The following is a 16,950-nucleotide window of genomic DNA, read 5'->3' as shown; positions in this document are numbered from 1 at the left end:
CTCAGGAGAACGTCCACACCTGCTTCGGCGTGTCCGAGCAGACCCCCACGCCGACCCAGTAGCCGACTCCGTAGGAGGTCAGGCACTCCTTGGTGGTCGCGTTGACGATCTGGTAGCCGCCCGGAACCGGCACGAGGGACCAGATCTGGTTCTCGGCGGCCGGCGGGTTCGTCCAGATCTGCACCTTCTTGCTGGTCACGTCCAGATCCAGCACCTTGGTGAAGTTGCTGGCGCCGTTGCGCAGGTAGTACCTCCCGTCGGAGATCTTGTCCAGCCGCCAGACCTGGGCCAGCGAGCCGTTGGGGATGTAGGTGTTGACCCCGTTGCCGTCCTTGTCCACGGAGCTGTAGTTGTCCAGCACGGCACCGTTGCCGGTGATCTGCGCCAGGTTGGGCAGCGGCGGTCTCGGCTGCTCGGTGGGCGGTGCGGGCTGCGTCGTGGTCGCGGAGGCCGTGGGCGTGGGCTGGTCGCGGCCCGCGGGCCGGTCCGGGGTGCCGGAGGCCGGCGGCGGCGTCGGCTGCGGTACGACGGGGGCCGGAGCGGGCCCGGTGGTGGGGGCCGGGGCCGGCCCGACGGGCGGCTGGGCGGGCGCGTCGGGTCGGCCGGGCCGAGCGGCCGGGGCGGGCTCGGCGACGACCGGGGCCGGGACGGGCACGGCAGCCGGTCCGGACCCGGCCGCGGGGCTCCCGCTCGCTCCCGGCCCGGGCGACCCCTCCGGAGCCGGCGGCTGGGCGGACGGCTGTCCGGCGGGCGAGCGGTCGTCCGCCACCGAGGCGACGACGGGCGGCCCTGCGGGGTCGGCCGACGGCTGGGCGACGGCCGCCCCCTCCGGCGCGCCGGCCCGGATCACCGTCGCCCCGGCGGCGCCTCCCACGCAGAGCACCGTCAGCGCGGTCACCGCGGCCAGCGCGCGCACCCGCGGCCCCGTCGGCCGCACGCGTCGGCGGGCCGACCGCGGCCGCTGCGGAGCCGTCTCCCCGACCGGCCGCGCCTCGTCCCCGGCCGTCGCCAGCGCGTCCCCACCCGTCGCGAGCGCGTCCCGCACCGCCGCGGCCATCGCCGCGGCGTCCGGCCAGCGCTCGCCGGGGTCCTTGGCCATCGCCCGCGCCACCAGCGCGCCCACCGGCGCGGGCACGCCCTCCGGCAGCGGCGGCACGGGCTCGGTCAGATGCTTGAGGATCACCTCCAGCGCGGTCTCCCCGTCGAACGGCAGCCGGCCCGCGAGGCACTCGTACAGGACGACGCCGAGCGCGTAGAGGTCCGCCGAGGCGGTGACCGTCCCGGTGGAGGCCTGTTCCGGCGCCTGGTAGGCGGCGGTGCCGAGCACCATCCCGGGGACGGTCAGCCGCGCGTCGCAGCCGGGCCGGGCGATGCCGAAGTCCGCGATCACCGTCCGGTCGCCCCGGACCATCAGGTTGGCCGGTTTGACGTCCCGGTGGACCACCCCGGACTCGTGCGCGGCCTCCAGCGCCTCCAGCACCTGGAGCGCCATCCGCAGCGCCTCGGCCACCGGCAGGGCGCCGCGGCGTTCCAGGACCGCGCTCAGCGGCTCGCCGTCGATCAGCTCCATGACCAGGTAGCCGACCGAGGCCCGCCCGTCCGCGGCGGTGTGCCCGTAGTCGTACACGCCGACGATGCCGGGGTGCCGCAGCTGCGCCATGACGCGGGCCTCGGCGTGGAAGCGCTCGGCGAAGCCGGGCTCGTCCAGCAGGGCGGGCTTGACCACCTTGACGGCCACTCGGCGGCCCAGGACCTCGTCCTCAGCGAGCCACACGTCGCCCATCGATCCCCCGCCCAGCCAGTCCAACAGCCGGTAGCGGTCGGCGAGCACGGTGTCCTGCATGGTTCTCCCTGAATCAAGCCCGAGGACCGGAGCGAATCCGGCGACCGGCCCGGTTCCACGGGCGCGCCCTGATCCCGGGTCACTGGTCCGGAGCGCCCTGGTCCGGGGCGCCCTCCGAAGATCCTGACACCGGCGAATAGTCAACGACTTGCCATCCTATGGAGCCCGCCCGGCCCGCCCCGCCCGGGGTGGCCGCATCCGACCGCATCCGGTCGCATCAGGTCGGACCCGGCCGGTCGGACCCGGCCCTCCGGCCCCGTGCTCAGTCGGCGGGGGCGAGCTCCGCGGCCAGCCGGCGCAGCTCGTGCCCGTACTCCGGGTTGGCGAGCGCCGCCGCGAACTGGGCGCGCAGGTAGGCGGCCGGATTGCCGGTGTCGTACCAGGTGCCGGCGATGACCTGCCCGTAGACGGCGCGGCGGGCCGCGTAGGCGTTGATGGCGTCCGTCAGGTAGACCTCGTCCTCCGGCTTCTCGTGCCAGCGGCGGGTGAGTTCGCGCAGTTCGTCGACGATGCCGGGGGTGATCACGTACCCGCCGATGGCGGCGTACCCGGAGGGGGCGTCGGCCGGCTTGGGCTTCTCCACCAGGCCGGTGATCCGCAGCGAGCCACCGCCGAGGTCCTCCTTCACCACCGGCACGCCGTAGCGGTAGGAGTCCTCGGGCGCCATCGGCATCAGCGCCAGCACCGGCGCGTTGGTCTGCTCGAACGCCCGGATCAGCTGCTGGGCGCGCGGCACCTCGGCGACGAACACGTCGTCCGGCCACAGCACCAGGCAGGGCTCGTCCCCGAAGTGCCGGGCGGCGTTGAGCACCGGGGTGCCGTTGCCGTACGGGCCGTGCTGGTACAGGTAGCTGATGTGCCCCTTGCGGGACAGCTCCCCGACCTCCTCGACGGCGTCCGCGAACGCCGCCTTGCCGTCCCGGCGCAACTGCTCGACCAGCACCGGGTTGGGGCGGAAGTGCTCCTGGATCAGGCCCTTGTCGCCGTTGACGACGATGGTGATGTCGGTGATGCCGCTCTCGATCAGCTCGCGCACGGTGTGCTCGATCACCGGCTTGTCGCCGACCGGCAGCATCTCCTTCGGGGTGGCCTTGGTCAGCGGCAGCAGGCGGGAACCGAGTCCGGCGGCGGGGATGACGGCTCGGCGGATCGTCCTGGTGGCCATGTGATGCTCTCTCATGTCGACGGCGCTGCGCCGCAGTTGAGCGGCACCGCGCCCGACGCTACCAAGGATCGATCCATGATCATGACCGTGCCCGGGAGGGCGACACCCCCGTCGCCGCCCTCCCGTGCACCGGCCGTTCACTCAGGCCGTGTAGCCGCCGTCCACCGCAAGGGCGGTGCCGGTGACGTAGCGGCCGCCGGGGCCGGCCAGGAAGGCGACGGCGGAGGCGATGTCCTCGGCCGCGCCGAAGCGGTCCAGGGCGGTGAGCGAGCGCTGGAAGTCGGCGGAGTCACCGTCGGCGGGGTTCATGTCGGTGTCGATCGGGCCCGGGTCGACGATGGTGGCGGTGATCCCGCGCGGGCCGAGTTCCCGGGCCAGGCCCTTGGTCAGCCCGGTGAGCGCGGTCTTGGCCGTCGCCTGGAGGACGAAGTTCGCGCCGGGGACCCGCCCGTTGAAGCAGGAGCCGATGCTGATGATCCGCCCGCCCTCGCCCATGTGCCGGGCCGCGGCCCGGGAGGCCAGGAGCACCGACCGGACGTCGACGGCGAGCACCCGGTCGATCTCCTCGACCGACACCTCGGCGAGCGGACCGTAGGTGAGGAAGCCCGCATTGTTCACCAGGACGTCGATCCCGCCCAGCTGCCGGACCGTCTCCTCCACCGCCCGGGCGGCGGAGTCCGCTTCGACCAGGTCGGCGTGGATCGCCACCGCCCGGCCGCCCGCCTCCTCGATCTCCTTGACGACCGTACGGGCCTGGTCCTCCGCCCGGACGTAGGTCAGCGCCACCGCCGCCCCCTCGGCCGCCAGCCGCTTGGCCACCGCCGCGCCGATGCCCCGGCTGCCGCCGGTCACCAGGGCCACCTTGCCGGCCAGGTCACTGCTCATCGTTCTTCCCCCGTCCGTGGACGCCGAGTTCGGCGTAGCCCGACGATAGGACCTGACACTGATGTCAGGTTCAAGCGATTTCCCGCCCGAGCGCCGTCCTGGGCCCGTGTCCTAGAGCCCGAGCAGCGTCCGGTACCAGGGCGCCGCCGCGGCGAGGCGGGCCAGCGGGCCCGGGCCGGGCGGGCAGGCGGCGAGGCGCCAGACCTCGTCGCCGCGGTACCAGTGGTCCCGGGCGATCATGGCGAACTGCCGCTCGGAGACCCGCCCGGGCGTGGCCGCGAGCAGCCGGCGACACTCCTCCCAGGGCAGCGACGGGCCGTCCGGGGCGGGCAGCAGGCCGAGCCCGGCGAGGGCGTCGAGCAGGTCGCCGCCGCGGACCGGCTCCGGGTGGGCGGCGTGGTGGACTCCGGCCACCGGTCCGGGGGCGTCCAGCGCGAGCCCGGTGATCAGCCGGGCGAGGTCCGTCCGGTCCACCAGGGAGAGCCGGGCCTGGCCGCCCGCCCAGCGGCCCGGGACCCTGCGGGCCAGCTCGGCGAGGGCGGGCACCACCCAGCGGTCGCCGGTCCCGGTGACCAGCGCGGGGCGCAGCACCGCGGCGCCGGCCGCCAGGGCGTGGCCCTCGCCGAGCAGCCGGGTGCGGCTGGCCGCGGACAGCGGCGCGGCGGGCACCTCGTCGACGGCGATGCCGTCGTGCGGTCCCGCGCCGTACACCGCCGTGGTGGACAGGTGGACGATCCGCCGGATCCCGGCCCGGGTGGCCGCCGCCAGCACCGCCGCCGTGCCGCGGTCGTTCACGGCCGCGCACTCGTCGGCGTCGCCGGCGACCCGGGAGGCGAGGTGCAGCAGCACCCCGGCGCCCGCGCAGAGGCCGTCCAGCGCGTCCCGGTCGGCGAGGTCGCCGGGCACCCAGTCGGTGTGTCCGTCCGGTACGGGCTCGCCGCGCACCAGGGCCCGCACCGGGACGCCGCGGGCCGCGAGCTCCGCCCGGACGGCCGAACCGATGAAGCCGGTCGCCCCGGTGAGCGCGACCACGGGCCGCCCGTCGGGCCGCTGCGCCACCGCCATGGCTGCTTCCTCCCCGTTCCTCCCTGCCGACCGGCCGGTCAGTCTAGCCAGCCCGCCGCCCCACCCGGGACCACCCGGGACCACCCGTACGGAGGGGGCGGCGGTATGCGCCAGGTAAGGCCCGCCTAGGCTGTATGCCAAGCAAAACGGGCGAACCGGACCCCCACCGGGGACCACGAGGACGGAAGCAGGACCCGCCGATGGGCGACGGAATGTCAGGAATGCACCACCACGGCGGGATGACTCAGCTGGGCCCGTTCACCCTCTCCAATGTGTGGACGTGGTCCCCCGACTGGGTCTTCCTGCTCGGCGGCCTGGTCGCGCTGGCGCTGTACCTGACCGGCGTGGTCCGGCTGTACCGGCGCGGGGACCGCTGGCCGGTCGGCCGGGTGGTCGGCTGGGTCGCGGGCGTCGCCAGCCTGCTGCTGGTCACCTGCAGCGGGTTGAACGACTACGGCATGGTGCTGTTCAGCGCGCACATGATCCAGCACATGGTGCTCTCCATGCTGACCCCGATCCTGCTGCTGCTCGGCGCCCCGATCACGCTCGCGCTGCGCGCCCTGCGCCCGGCGGGCAAGGGCCGGCCGCGCGGGCCGCGCGAGCTGCTGGTGGCGCTGCTGCACAGCCGGTACGTCCGGGTGATCTCGCACCCGATGTTCACCATCCCGATGTTCATCGCGAGCCTGTACGGGGTCTACTTCACCCCGGCGTTCGACTTCCTGATGCAGTACCGCCTCGGGCACATCTTCATGATGGTCCACTTCCTCATGACCGGTCTGACCTTCTTCTGGCCGATCATGGGCGTGGACCCGGGCCCGCACCGTCCCGGCCACGTGATGCGGATCATCGAGCTGTTCATGGGGATGCCGTTCCACGCCTTCTTCGGCGTGGCGGTGATGATGGCCAGCCACCCGCTGGTGTCCACCTTCACCGTCCAGGGCTCACCGCCCGGGACGGACCTGCTGGAGGACCAGAAGCTGGCCGGCGGCATCACCTGGGCGTTCGGCGAGATCCCGACCGCGATCGTGCTGATCGCGCTGGTCTACCAGTGGATGGGTTCCGAGCAGCGGCAGGCCCGCCGCCGCGACCGCGCCGAGGAGCGCAGCGGCGACGCCGAGCTGGAGGCGTACAACGCCTACCTGGCCTCGCTGAACAAGAAGGGCCAGCGCCCGGCCGCCGCCCCCGCCGCCCCGGCGACCCCGGCCGCCGACGCCGGCTGAGTCCGCCGTCGGCCGGGCCCACCGCGGGCCCGGCCCACCGCTGACGATCCGACGGAGCCCACGCCCCCGCCCCGGGGACGTGGGCTCCGTCATGTTCCGGCCCGTCCGGAACGGTGTTCCCACCGGAGGCGTTCGAGGGGGTATGCACGCCCTGTTCCTCCTCGCCGTCCTGCTCGGCGGGTACGTCCTGCTCTGGCTGCTCGGCTTCCTCGGCTGCGCGCTGCGCCAGCGCCGCCGGCCGGTGCCCGCCGGGGCCGACTACCTGGTGGTGCTGGGCGCCGCGCTGGACGGCTGCGAGCCCGCCCCCACCCTCCGGGCCCGGCTGGACGCCGCGCTGGAACGTTTCGCCGCCGAGGAGGCCGCCGGGCACGCCCCGCTGCTCCTGGTGACCGGCGGCAAGGGCCCGCACGAGGACTGCACCGAGGCCGGCGCGATGGCCCGCTACCTGCTCGCCCACGGCGTCCCGGCCGAGCGGATCCGGCGCGAGGAGCGGGCCGTGAACACCGCCGAGAACCTGCGCTTCAGCGCCGCCCTGATGGCCGCCGAACGCCCCGGCTACCGCTGCACGGTGGTCACCAGCGGCTTCCACACCGTCCGCTCCGCCCTGGCCGCCCACCGGGCCGGCGCCCCCGCCCGGGTGCTCGGCGCGGACGGCCCGCTCGCGCACGGCCCGTACCAGCTGCTGCGCGAGGCGGTCGGCACGGCGCTCGCGCTGCCCCGCGCCAACGGGGCCGCCCTGCTGCTGCTCACCGGCACCGGGGTGGTGCTGGGGCTGGTCTGAACGGCCCGGCCCCGGCCCGACGGCCCGACACACGCGGGGAGGCCCCCGGGTCCGCGTTCACGGACCCGGGGGCCTCCCGGTGCTTGGACCCGCCGAGGATCAGCCGAGGTTGGCGAGCGCCTCGTTGAAGGTCTTCGACGGACGCATCACGGCCGCGGCCTTGGCCGGGTCGGGCTGGTAGTAGCCACCGAGGTCGACGGCCGAGCCCTGGACGGCGATCAGCTCGTCCACGATGGCCTTCTCCTGCTCGGTGAGCGCCTTGGCCAGGCCGTCGAAGGCCTGGGCCAGCTCGGCGTCGGCGGTCTGCTTGGCCAGCTCCTGGGCCCAGTACATGGCCAGGTAGAAGTGGCTGCCGCGGTTGTCGATGCCACCGAGGCGGCGGCTCGGCGACTTGTCCTCGTTGAGGAAGGTGCCGGTGGCGCGGTCCAGGGTGTCGGCCAGCACCTGGGCGCGGGCGTTGCCGGTGGTGCCGGCCAGGTGCTCGAAGCTGGCGGCCAGCGCGAAGAACTCGCCCAGGCTGTCCCAGCGCAGGTAGTTCTCCTTGACCAGCTGCTGGACGTGCTTCGGGGCGGAGCCGCCGGCGCCGGTCTCGAACAGGCCGCCGCCCGCCATCAGCGGGACGACCGACAGCATCTTGGCGCTGGTGCCCAGCTCCAGGATCGGGAACAGGTCGGTCAGGTAGTCGCGCAGCACGTTGCCGGTGACCGAGATGGTGTTCTCGCCGCGGCGGATGCGCTCCAGCGAGAACTTGGTGGCCTCGACCGGGGACTTGATCTCGATCTGCAGGCCGGTGGTGTCGTGCTGCGGCAGGTACGCCTTGACCTTCTCGATCAGCACGGCGTCGTGGGCGCGCTCGGCGTCCAGCCAGAACACGGCCGGGTCGCCGGTGGCGCGGGCGCGGGTGACGGCGAGCTTGACCCAGTCCTGGATCGGCAGGTCCTTGGTCTGGCAGGCGCGGAAGATGTCGCCCGGCTGGACGGCCTGCTCCAGCACCACGTTGCCCTCGGCGTCGACCAGGCGGACGGTGCCCGCCGCGGCGATCTCGAAGGTCTTGTCGTGGGAGCCGTACTCCTCGGCCTTCTGGGCCATCAGGCCGACGTTCGGGACCGAGCCGATGGTGGCCGGGTCCAGGGCGCCGTGGGCGCGGCAGTCGTCGATGACGGCCTGGTACACGCCGGAGTAGCTGCTGTCCGGCAGCACGGCGAGGGTGTCGGCCTCCTGGCCGTCCGGGCCCCACATGTGGCCGGAGGTGCGGATCATGGCCGGCATCGAGGCGTCGACGATGACGTCGCTCGGCACGTGCAGGTTGGTGATGCCCTTGTCCGAGTCGACCATGGCCAGGGCCGGGCCCTCGGCCAGCTCGGCCTCGAAGGAGGCCTTGATCTCGGCGCCGTTCTCCAGCGCGTCCAGGCCGGCCAGGATGCCGCCGAGGCCGTTGTTCGGGTTCAGACCGGCGGCGACCAGCGCCTCGGCGTACTGGGCGAAGGTCTTCGGGAAGAAGGCGCGGACCACGTGGCCGAAGACGATCGGGTCGGAGACCTTCATCATGGTGGCCTTGAGGTGCACCGAGAACAGCACGCCCTCGGCCTTGGCCCGGACGACCTGGGCGGCCAGGAAGTCGTTCAGGGCGGCGGCGCGCATGACCGAGGCGTCGACGACCTCGCCGGCCAGCACCGGGACCTTCTCGCGCAGCACGGTGGTGGTGCCGTCCTGGCCGACCAGCTCGATGCGCAGGGCACCGTCGGCGGCGATCACGGCGGACTTCTCGGTGGAGCGGAAGTCGTTCTCGCCCATGGTGGCGACGTTGGTCTTGGACTCGGCGGTCCAGGCACCCATCCGGTGCGGGTGGGTCTTGGCGTAGTTCTTGACCGACAGCGGGGCGCGGCGGTCCGAGTTGCCCTCGCGCAGGACCGGGTTGACGGCGCTGCCCTTGATCTTGTCGTAGCGGGCGCGGACGTCCTCGTCCTCGGCGGTCCGCGGGTCGTCCGGGTAGTCCGGCAGGGCGTAGCCCTGGGCCTGCAGCTCGGCGACGGCGGCCTTCAGCTGCGGCACCGAGGCCGAGACGTTCGGCAGCTTGATGATGTTGGCGCTCGGGGTCTTGGCCAGCTCACCCAGCTCGGCCAGGGCGTCACCGATCCGCTGGGCCTCGGTCAGACGCTCCGGGAAGCTGGCGATGATCCGCCCGGCCAGGGAGATGTCACGGGTCTCCACCCGCACACCCGCCGTCGAGGCATAGGCCTGGACCACCGGCAGGAACGAGTAGGTCGCCAGGGCCGGAGCCTCGTCGGTGTGCGTATAGATGATGGTCGAGTCAGTCATCGGTACTCCGCTTCACGTCTCCAACGTCTTGACGTCAAGATATCTCGTCCCGGGCCCCTCGCTCCACCTCCCCCCGCCCCGGAGCGCGCGCCGGTCCGTTCCGGAGGCCCGCGGAGCGCGCGCCGACGGACGGCTCCACCGTGGTCCGCGACGCGGCGCGCGGCAAGCGGAGCGCGCCCGGGCCGTACGGGACGGGCGGGGTTGGGCCGGTTGTACGACCCCGTTGGGGCCGAGTTCGGGCCCCCGCGTAACAGGCGTAGTCCAATCGAGTGAGTCGGGTGTCAGAAGTGCGTCAACGCACCACCCCATTCGGTCAACGCTGCGTCAGGACCGGCGACGCCCGGCACGACCCGACCTAGCGTCGACCCAAGCAGTTCCGGCAGCCACACCACCACCCCTACCCGGGAGCATCCGCATGGCCTGCGTCGTCTGGCACGTACCGGTGAACACCACCGGCACCGGAAGCACCACCGCCCTCCGCCTCTTCCGCATGCGCGACGGCCGCCGCTGCGCGATCGGGTTCTCCAGCCCCGAGGGCCTCGCCGCCCTGCTGGGGCCGGAGCAGGCCTACACCGAACTCGGCGAGGCCGCCCTGCGCACCCTCATCAGCCCGCTCGGCGTCGACACCCTGGTGTTCGACCCGCGTCTCGTCGCCCCGCCCGTCGGCACCCCCGGCGCGGCCGCCTCCCCGACCCCGACCGCCCGCCTCCAGCACCGGTGACGGCCCCGCTCCATCTCGTCCCGGACGGGTTCGACCCCGCTCCGGGACACCCCGGGCAGGTCCGGTCGCTGCACGCGATCGCCCGGATCAGCCACGGGCCGGTGCCGCTGGACTTCAACCGGCTGGCGGCGGAGTACCCGGCCGTCCAGAGCGGTCTCGCCCTCGCCGGGGAAGCCGATCTGGAGCTCCGCCTCGCCTGCACCGGACCGGAGGAGCTGCGGGCGGTCGCCGCCGCCCTGCACCGGGCGGGCGCCGCCAGGGTCCGGATCGACCTGGTGCTGCGGGCGCTGACCCCGGCACCGGTCACGCTGCGGCCGGTGCCCTGAACCGACGGCCGCCCCGACCCGCGCCCCGGCTCACTCGAAGCCGGGGCGCGGGTTCGGGTTGACCGCCTGGCCGTCGATGTCCGCGCCCCAGTCGTCCTGACCGCTCGCGTCCACGCAGTAGCCGCTGCCCTCGACGTGGCCGCCCGCGGCCCGGCAGGTGGCGGCGGTCACGTCGCGCCGTCCGCCCGCCGCCGCGCCGGCGGGGGCGGCGGCGCCGACGGCGAGCAGGACGACGGTCACGGTCGAGACGGCCACCCGGGCCGCGCATGTGGTCTTCATGCAGGCCACGACAGCACGGCGCCCCGCCCCCGGCGACCACAGCTCACCCGCCCGGGTCACCCACCGCGCCCCACGGGCCCGGAAGACCCTCCCGAGGCCCAGGCAGCCCACCCGGACCAGGAGCGCCGGGAGGGGCCTACGCCCGGGCCAGCACCGCGATCGCGGCCAGCAGCAGCGCCGAGCCGGCCACCAGGCCCGCCGTGAGCGGCTCGCCGAGGAAGAGCACCCCGATCACCGCCGCCGTGGCCGGCTCCAGCAGCACCAGCACCGAGGCGGTGGTGCCCGGCACGACGGTCAGCCCGCTGAAGTACCAGCGGTAGGCGAGCAGCGTCGGCACCGTCCCGAGGAACAGCAGCGCTCCCCCGGTCAGCGCCGGCTGCCCGGTGCTCGGCAGCGCGCCCTGGAGCGCCGCGAACGGCAGCAGGCAGAGCAGCCCGGTCGCGAAGGCGCCGGTGCCGGCCCGGGCCGAACCGCCGCCCCGGGCCCACAGGGTCAGCCCGCTCTGGCCGGCGCCCGCGAGCACCGCCAGGGCGACGCCCAGCGCCGGACGCGGCCCGGCGGCCGGGGCGGCCACCAGCAGTGCCAGCCCGCCGAGGGCGAGCGCCACGGCGGCCGCGGCCCGTCCGGTGAGGCGCTCGCCGAGCAGCCGGTGGCCGCCGAGGCTGGTGAGCACCGGCCCGGCGCCGATGGTGATCAGGGTGCCCAGCCCCAGGCCCGCGTAGTGCACCGAGCCGAAGTAGGCGCACTGGCTGACGGCCAGCCCCAGGCCGGTCAGCACGGCGGCCCACCGGTCCCGGCCGCCTTGCGGGGCCCGCGAGGGCAGCAGCGCCAGACAGAGCGCCGCGACGCCGAAGCGCCAGCAGCAGACGGCCACCGGGCCGAGCCCGCTGGTGCGCATCAGCAGCGCGGCCACGGCTCCGCCCACCCCCCAGGCGACGGCGGCGGCGGAAATGGACAGCAGGCCGTGCCGGAATGGCACGGCGGTGTACGAGGTCATGCGTCAGTGCTCCACGATGATCGCCGGTTCTGGTCCGCGGGGTACGCGGGCGGCAGTCATCGCCCCGGCGCCGACGGGCTCTCCCGCTCGGCCGGGTCAGGTGGGTACGCCGCCCGCTAGCGGACCGGCGGCGGGAGGATCACGAAACGCACGGGACCAGGCTACGACGCACCACCTCGGTATGACTATGCGTTTCCGGTCATTCCCATGAGACAACGGGCGATCCATATTGCCCGGCCGGATATCCGAGCTCAATTCCAGCTCAAATACTGGACCTACTCGCCGGTCACGTAACAGACCTCCGAACAGACCGCCCCCTACCTGCGCAGATATCCGGCAAAGAAAGTAAACATTCAGCAATGGAATCTGTGCAGAGCTCTCTGAATAGCCCTACTGTGTGGCAACTCTCCGCGCTCCGCCCACCCCGGAGCCCCCACACACAGAGAGATCGCCCATGGCTTCCCTCAACCAGATCTCGCCGCCCGGCAGGAACTCCGGCGCCGACGGCACCGCCGGGAGCACCGGAACCACCGGGACCGCCCACCGGTCGCTGAACCGCCACGTCGGACTCATCGGCCTCATGTGGGCCTCGGTCGGCTCGATCATCGGCTCCGGCTGGCTGTTCGGCGCGAAGAGCGCCGTCACCGCGGCCGGCCCGGCGGCCGTCATCTCCTGGGGCATCGGCGCCGTCGCGATCGTGCTGCTCGCGCTCGTGCACGCCGAACTCGGCGGGCTCTTCCCGGTCTCCGGCGGCACCGCGCGCTACCCGCACTACGCCTTCGGCGGCCTGGCCGGCATGTCCTTCGGCTGGTTCTCCTGGCTCCAGGCGGCCACCGTGGCACCGATCGAGGTCGAGGCCATGATCGGCTACGCCAAGGACTCGCCCTGGGCCGGCGGACTGCAGAACGCCAACGGCACCCTCACCACCAGCGGATTCATCGTCGCGACCGGGCTGATGGCGGTATTCGTCGCGGTCAATTTCCTCGGCGTGAAGGTCCTGGCCCGGACCAACAGTGTCGCCACCTGGCTGAAGATCTTCGTTCCTCTGTTCACGATCTTCGTGCTGGCGGTCACCAACTTCCACGGCTCCAACTTCACCTCGCACGGCTTCGCCCCGTTCGGCGCCAAGGGCGTGCTGGCCGCGATCAGCACCAGCGGCATCATCTTCGCCCTGCTCGGGTTCGAGCAGGCCATCCAGATCGCCGGTGAGAGCCGCAACCCCAGGCGCGACATCCCCCGCGCGGTGCTCGGCTCGGTCGCCATCGGCGCCCTGATCTACACCCTGCTGCAGGTCGTCTTCATCGGCGCGCTGCCGGTCAGCGCCTTCGCCAACGGCTGGGCGAAGCTCGACTTCCCCGGCATCGACGGCCCGTTCGCCGGTCTGGCCACCCTGGTCGGCCTCGGCTGGCTGTCCTACGTGCTGAAGGTCGACGCGGTGATCTCCCCCGCCGGCACCGGGCTGATCTACACCACCTCCACCTCGCGCATCTCCTACGGCCTGAGCCGCAACGGCTACGCGCCGCAGAAGTTCGAGCAGCTGGACCGCAACGGCGTGCCGTGGTTCGGCCTGGTGCTGTCCTTCGTCACCGGCGTGATCTGCTTCCTGCCCTTCCCGAGCTGGAAGGAGCTGGTCGGCTTCATCACCTCCGCCAGCGTGCTGATGTACGCCGGCGCCCCGCTGGCCTTCGGCGCGCTGCGCCGCCGGCTGCCCGACCGCGAGCGCTCCTACCGGCTGCCGCTGGGCGGCGTGGTCTCCCCGGCCGCCTTCGTGGTCTCCAGCCTGATCATCTACTGGGCCGGCTGGCAGACCCTGTCCCGCCTGGGCATCGCCATCGTGCTCGGCTACGTCCTGCTCGGCGGCTACGCCGCGTACGCGATCCGCAAGGGCCTGCCGAACGCGCCGCGGCTCAACTGGCGGTCCGCCCAGTGGCTGCCGGTCTACCTGCTGGGCCTCGGCCTGGTCTCCTGGCAGGGCGGCTTCGGTGACGGCACCGGCCGGATCCCGATGTGGTACGACATGGCGCTGGTCTCGGTGTTCGCCCTGGTCATCTACTACTGGGCGATCCGGGTCGCGCTGCCCGCCGAGGCGATAGAGCGGGAGGTCGCCGACGTCGAGGTGGTCGACGCGGGCGGTCACTGACCCCGGCAACCGAACGGACGGGCCCGCCGGTCGACCACACGACCGGCGGGCCCGTCCGCACGTGCCACCGTCGGCTACAGGTCCAGCACCGCCCGCAGCGCGGCCTCGACCGCGGCCTCCGGGTCGGCGACCGGGCCCCGCGAGCGCCAGGCGACGAAGCCGTCCGGGCGCACCAGCACCGCACCGCCCGGGGCCAGGCCGTGCAGCTCGGCGAAGTCCGTACCCGGCTCGGGGGCCAGGTCGTCCTCGGCGCCGTCACCGATCCGGTACGCGTCCAGCGGGACGGCCAGCCGGTCCGCCGCCCGCCGGGCGCCCTGCTGCCAGGCCGTGCCCTCGGGGTCGGTGAGCAGCACCATCGCCTGCTCGTACAGGTCCAGGGTGGAGAGCCGCACCCCCGCGCAGAGCAGCCACTGGTGCGGGGCCCGGCTGCCCGGCTCGCCCGCCGACTCGAACCGCTCCGGCACGACCGCGCCGTCCGGGTCGGCGCCCAGCACCGCGCCCCGCGGGTAGCGGTAGCCGAGCGCCACCGCCAGCACCCCGGCCTGCCGGCCGACACCCGGGACCACCGCGTAGCCGGGGTGGCTGTGCTCGGCGGAGCGGGCCGAGGCCCGCGCGCTGGTCACCTCGGCGACCGGGCGGCGCTCCTGCCCGTACGTCTCCAGCAGCCCGGGTCCGGCCCAGCCGCACAGCACGGCGGCCAGCTTCCAGGCCAGGTTGTGGGCGTCCTGGATGCCGGTGTTGGAACCGAAGGCGCCGGTCGGGGACATCTCGTGGGCGGAGTCCCCGGCGAGGAAGACCCGCCCGGTGCCGTACCGCTCGGCGACCCGTTCGGCGGCGTGCCAGGGCGCCCTGCCGGTCACCTCGACGTCCAGTTCGGGCAGGCCGACGGCGGTGCGGATGTGCCGCTCGCAGCGCTCGTCGGTGAAGGCCTCCAGCGGCTCGCCGTGCTCGGGGTGCCAGGGCGCGTGGAAGACCCACTCGGACTGGTTGTCCACCGGCAGCAGCGCGCCGTCCGCCTCCGGGTTGGTCAGGTAGCAGGCGATGAAGTGCCGGTCGCCGACCACCTCGGCCAACCGCTTGGCCCGGAACGTGATGCTGACGTTGTGGAACAGCTCGCCCTTGCCGGTCTGGCCGATGCCGAGCCGGGTGCGGGCCGGGCTGCGCGGGCCGTCCGCGGCGATCAGGTACTCCGAGCGCACGACCCGCTCCTCGCCGGTCTCCCGGCTGCGCAGCAGTGAGGTGACGCCTTCGTCGTCCTGCTCGAAGGAGACCAGCTCGGTGCTGAACCGCAGGTCGCCGCCGAGCTCGCGGGCCGCCCGCAGCAGCACCGGCTCCAGGTCGTTCTGGCTGCACAGGCACCAGGAGCTGGGACTGAACCGGGCCAGCTTCCCGCCCGGGTCGATCTCCCGGAACAGCCACTCCTGCTCCGCGCCGGTCAGCGAGGGCGCCTGGAGGATGCCGTGGTTCGGGGCGAGCACCGAGGCCGCCTCACGGATCCCCGGCTCGATCCCGGCCACCCGGTACAGCTCCATCGTGCGGACGTTGTTGCCTCGTCCACGTGGGTGATGCGAGGTGTCCGCGTGCTTCTCGACCAGCAGGTGGCGCACCCCCAGCCGGCCGAGGAACAGCGCGGCCGACAGCCCGACCAGGGAGCCGCCCACGATCAGGACCGGCACCCGGTCGTCAACCTTCGGATTCATCAATTGCTCCACCCTGTAAGGGGATTCCGCGGCCCGGCGACTGGACTCGGCGCCGCCCTCGACGGGCCCGCTCAGCCGGGGGCCCCGCTCTTCCATCCCCCGCCCGGGGGCCGCTCTGCCGCCCCTTCGCCCGGATGGCCCGCAAATCTCGCGCCGCGCCCATCGGGCCGCTCACGATCGACCTCAGGCCTGGCGCCGACCGCCCGGGCCGACCGCACCGCACCTCCCTCCTCAAGACCGAGAACCCAGGCCGGGAGCACCGCCGGACGGGGCCGACAGGGCCCGCCGCGTGCGGCCGAGAGCAGAAAGTGGATCATGACGACTCTGTCCGAACCGCAGCCGAAGCAGCACGAAGACTCCGACACCCGGCTGAGGGTGGTGCTGATGCTGGAGATCCAGGACGGCGCCCAGCAGCGTTTCCTCGACGTCTACGAGCAGTTGCGCCACCAGGTGGCCTCGGTGCCCGGCCATGTCAGCGACCAGCTGTGCCAGTCCATCAACGACCCCCGCCAGTGGCTGATCACCAGCGAGTGGGAGGACCAGGAGACCTTCCTGCAGTGGGTGGACAGCCCCGCCCACCGCGAGATGGTCAAGCCGATGCACGGCTGCGTCAGCGACAACTTCCGCTCGCTGCGCTACGCCGTGCTGCGCGAGACCTCCGCGGCCGGCTCCACCGGCACCCGCGCCCCGATGGAGGTCCCGCCCGGCCTGCCGCGCACCGAGCCCGCCGGACACGTCGGCCCGCCCCGGGCCGAGCCGGGCCCGGACGGCGTGGTGCGCCACGCGCTGACCTTCACCGTCAAGCCCGGCAGCGAGGCCGAGGTGGCCCGCATCCTGTCCGGCTACACCTCGCCCCGGGCCGAGGTCGACGAGCACACCCGACTGCGCCGCACCTCGCTGTTCATGCACGGCAACCGGGTGGTGCGGGCCGTCGAGGTGGTCGGCAACCTGGGCGACGCGCTGCGCCACGTGGCGATGCAGCCCGAGGTGCGGGCCGTCGAGGAGGAGCTCAACCCGTACCTGGAGGAGGCCCGGCAGCTGGGCGACCCGCAGGCCGCCCGCGCCTTCTTCGCCAAGGCGGCGCTGCCCGCCCGGCACCAGGCGATCGCCAGCTCCCCCGCCTCCGGGCGACTGCACCGGCACGCCGTGCTCTACCCGGTCCGCCCCGGTCAGGGCGAGGCCGTCGCCGAGCTGCTCTTCGACCACGACAACCTCGCCACCGCCGACCCGACCGGCCCGGTCGCGGCGGCGATCGTCTTCCAGCGCGAGGACACCGTGGTGCGCCTGGTCGACCTGCGCGTCCCGGCCGAGGCCGAACCGGCCGCCGCGCTCGGCGTGGTGGGCGACCAGGAGGCCGCCGAGCTGGCCCGGCTGCTGGACCTCGGCCCGGCCGGCGACCTGCGCACCGTCGACGGCCTCAGCGCGTTCCTCGCCGCCCGCGCCATGAGCCCGGTCACCGACCGCAGCTCGCTGGACGCCTGACGCGTCGTCAACTCCCCTGGAGGAAAG

Annotated in this window: 14 protein-coding genes; 6 read left to right on the top strand and 8 right to left on the bottom strand. The window is 73.8% G+C overall.

Annotated features, from left to right (window positions below; translation table 11 throughout):
- Window position 1 precedes the first annotated feature (1 nt).
- The 4 genes from ACIP4P_RS36875 to ACIP4P_RS36860 form a co-directional block, all read right to left on the bottom strand.
- Window positions 2-1,843, bottom strand: a complete 1,842-nt coding sequence (locus tag ACIP4P_RS36875; protein ID WP_400926268.1) for a protein kinase — start codon at window positions 1,841-1,843, stop codon at window positions 2-4.
- 262 nt (window positions 1,844-2,105) lie between these two features.
- A complete protein-coding gene (locus ACIP4P_RS36870; RefSeq protein ID WP_400926265.1) occupies window positions 2,106-3,008 on the bottom strand; it encodes a UTP--glucose-1-phosphate uridylyltransferase in 903 nt (300 codons plus the stop codon).
- Window positions 3,009-3,149: 141 nt separating this feature from the next.
- Window positions 3,150-3,893, bottom strand: coding sequence for a 3-oxoacyl-ACP reductase family protein (locus ACIP4P_RS36865; RefSeq protein WP_400926262.1), 744 nt, complete (start codon window positions 3,891-3,893; stop codon window positions 3,150-3,152).
- Between the two features lie 111 nt (window positions 3,894-4,004).
- The gene (locus ACIP4P_RS36860) at window positions 4,005-4,958 is read right to left on the bottom strand and encodes an NAD-dependent epimerase/dehydratase family protein (RefSeq protein ID WP_400926259.1); all 954 of its coding nucleotides are present in this window, start codon (window positions 4,956-4,958) and stop codon (window positions 4,005-4,007) included.
- A 221-nt stretch (window positions 4,959-5,179) separates the two neighbouring features.
- Between ACIP4P_RS36860 and ACIP4P_RS36855 the strand changes: the two genes are divergently transcribed.
- Both ACIP4P_RS36855 and ACIP4P_RS36850 read left to right on the top strand, forming a co-directional pair.
- Complete coding sequence (locus tag ACIP4P_RS36855; RefSeq protein ID WP_400926257.1) at window positions 5,180-6,178, top strand: cytochrome c oxidase assembly protein; 999 nt, start codon at window positions 5,180-5,182, stop codon at window positions 6,176-6,178.
- Between the two features lie 142 nt (window positions 6,179-6,320).
- Window positions 6,321-6,959 carry a YdcF family protein gene (locus ACIP4P_RS36850; protein WP_400926254.1) on the top strand — a complete coding sequence of 213 codons (639 nt, stop codon included), beginning with the start codon at window positions 6,321-6,323 and terminating at the stop codon, window positions 6,957-6,959.
- Window positions 6,960-7,058: 99 nt separating this feature from the next.
- On the opposite strand, the gene ACIP4P_RS36845 is transcribed toward ACIP4P_RS36850, so the two are convergent.
- Window positions 7,059-9,278 (bottom strand): NADP-dependent isocitrate dehydrogenase, encoded by a 2,220-nt coding sequence (locus tag ACIP4P_RS36845; RefSeq protein WP_400926251.1) that lies wholly within the window; start codon window positions 9,276-9,278, stop codon window positions 7,059-7,061.
- A 415-nt stretch (window positions 9,279-9,693) separates the two neighbouring features.
- Here ACIP4P_RS36845 and ACIP4P_RS36840 point away from each other — a divergent pair, with 415 nt between their 5' ends.
- Together ACIP4P_RS36840 and ACIP4P_RS36835 are read left to right on the top strand one after the other, a co-directional pair.
- Window positions 9,694-9,999 (top strand): SAV_915 family protein, encoded by a 306-nt coding sequence (locus ACIP4P_RS36840; protein ID WP_400926248.1) that lies wholly within the window; start codon window positions 9,694-9,696, stop codon window positions 9,997-9,999.
- A complete protein-coding gene (locus ACIP4P_RS36835) occupies window positions 9,996-10,325 on the top strand; it encodes a hypothetical protein (RefSeq protein WP_400926245.1) in 330 nt (109 codons plus the stop codon). The genes ACIP4P_RS36840 and ACIP4P_RS36835 overlap by 4 nt, the downstream gene beginning before the upstream one ends.
- 30 nt (window positions 10,326-10,355) lie before the next feature.
- Here ACIP4P_RS36835 and ACIP4P_RS36830 read toward each other — a convergent pair whose 3' ends face one another.
- Both ACIP4P_RS36830 and ACIP4P_RS36825 read right to left on the bottom strand, forming a co-directional pair.
- On the bottom strand, window positions 10,356-10,604 hold the full coding sequence (locus tag ACIP4P_RS36830) for a hypothetical protein (RefSeq protein ID WP_350512528.1): 249 nt from the start codon (window positions 10,602-10,604) through the stop codon (window positions 10,356-10,358).
- 136 nt (window positions 10,605-10,740) lie between these two features.
- Window positions 10,741-11,601 carry an EamA family transporter gene (locus ACIP4P_RS36825; RefSeq protein ID WP_400926242.1) on the bottom strand — a complete coding sequence of 287 codons (861 nt, stop codon included), beginning with the start codon at window positions 11,599-11,601 and terminating at the stop codon, window positions 10,741-10,743.
- Between the two features lie 454 nt (window positions 11,602-12,055).
- Here ACIP4P_RS36825 and ACIP4P_RS36820 point away from each other — a divergent pair, with 454 nt between their 5' ends.
- Window positions 12,056-13,741, top strand: coding sequence for an APC family permease (locus tag ACIP4P_RS36820; RefSeq protein ID WP_400926239.1), 1,686 nt, complete (start codon window positions 12,056-12,058; stop codon window positions 13,739-13,741).
- 74 nt (window positions 13,742-13,815) lie between these two features.
- Here ACIP4P_RS36820 and ACIP4P_RS36815 read toward each other — a convergent pair whose 3' ends face one another.
- Window positions 13,816-15,441, bottom strand: a complete 1,626-nt coding sequence (locus ACIP4P_RS36815; RefSeq protein ID WP_350512531.1) for an FAD-dependent monooxygenase — start codon at window positions 15,439-15,441, stop codon at window positions 13,816-13,818.
- A 315-nt stretch (window positions 15,442-15,756) separates the two neighbouring features.
- Between ACIP4P_RS36815 and ACIP4P_RS36810 the strand changes: the two genes are divergently transcribed.
- Window positions 15,757-16,923 carry a SchA/CurD-like domain-containing protein gene (locus tag ACIP4P_RS36810; protein WP_400926236.1) on the top strand — a complete coding sequence of 389 codons (1,167 nt, stop codon included), beginning with the start codon at window positions 15,757-15,759 and terminating at the stop codon, window positions 16,921-16,923.
- Window positions 16,924-16,950: the final 27 nt, after the last annotated feature.

This window comes from Kitasatospora sp. NPDC089509 (genome assembly GCF_044749365.1).
GTDB lineage: Bacteria > Actinomycetota > Actinomycetes > Streptomycetales > Streptomycetaceae > Kitasatospora.
The sequence above is the reverse complement of the archived record's forward strand: the minus strand, read 5'-3'. Positions and strand labels throughout refer to the sequence as shown.

Bases quoted from the DNA above. Each gene is read 5' to 3' on its own strand.
- ACIP4P_RS36875 (WP_400926268.1), bottom strand. From the start codon at position 1,843: ATGCAGGACACCGTGCTCGCCGACCGCTACCGGCTGTTGGACTGGCTG.
- ACIP4P_RS36870 (WP_400926265.1), bottom strand. From the start codon at position 3,008: ATGGCCACCAGGACGATCCGCCGAGCCGTCATCCCCGCCGCCGGACTC.
- ACIP4P_RS36865 (WP_400926262.1), bottom strand. From the start codon at position 3,893: ATGAGCAGTGACCTGGCCGGCAAGGTGGCCCTGGTGACCGGCGGCAGC.
- ACIP4P_RS36860 (WP_400926259.1), bottom strand. From the start codon at position 4,958: ATGGCGGTGGCGCAGCGGCCCGACGGGCGGCCCGTGGTCGCGCTCACC.
- ACIP4P_RS36855 (WP_400926257.1), top strand. From the start codon at position 5,180: ATGCACCACCACGGCGGGATGACTCAGCTGGGCCCGTTCACCCTCTCC.
- ACIP4P_RS36850 (WP_400926254.1), top strand. From the start codon at position 6,321: ATGCACGCCCTGTTCCTCCTCGCCGTCCTGCTCGGCGGGTACGTCCTG.
- ACIP4P_RS36845 (WP_400926251.1), bottom strand. From the start codon at position 9,278: ATGACTGACTCGACCATCATCTATACGCACACCGACGAGGCTCCGGCC.
- ACIP4P_RS36840 (WP_400926248.1), top strand. From the start codon at position 9,694: ATGGCCTGCGTCGTCTGGCACGTACCGGTGAACACCACCGGCACCGGA.
- ACIP4P_RS36830 (WP_350512528.1), bottom strand. From the start codon at position 10,604: ATGAAGACCACATGCGCGGCCCGGGTGGCCGTCTCGACCGTGACCGTC.
- ACIP4P_RS36825 (WP_400926242.1), bottom strand. From the start codon at position 11,601: ATGACCTCGTACACCGCCGTGCCATTCCGGCACGGCCTGCTGTCCATT.
- ACIP4P_RS36820 (WP_400926239.1), top strand. From the start codon at position 12,056: ATGGCTTCCCTCAACCAGATCTCGCCGCCCGGCAGGAACTCCGGCGCC.
- ACIP4P_RS36815 (WP_350512531.1), bottom strand. From the start codon at position 15,441: ATGAATCCGAAGGTTGACGACCGGGTGCCGGTCCTGATCGTGGGCGGC.
- ACIP4P_RS36810 (WP_400926236.1), top strand. From the start codon at position 15,757: ATGACGACTCTGTCCGAACCGCAGCCGAAGCAGCACGAAGACTCCGAC.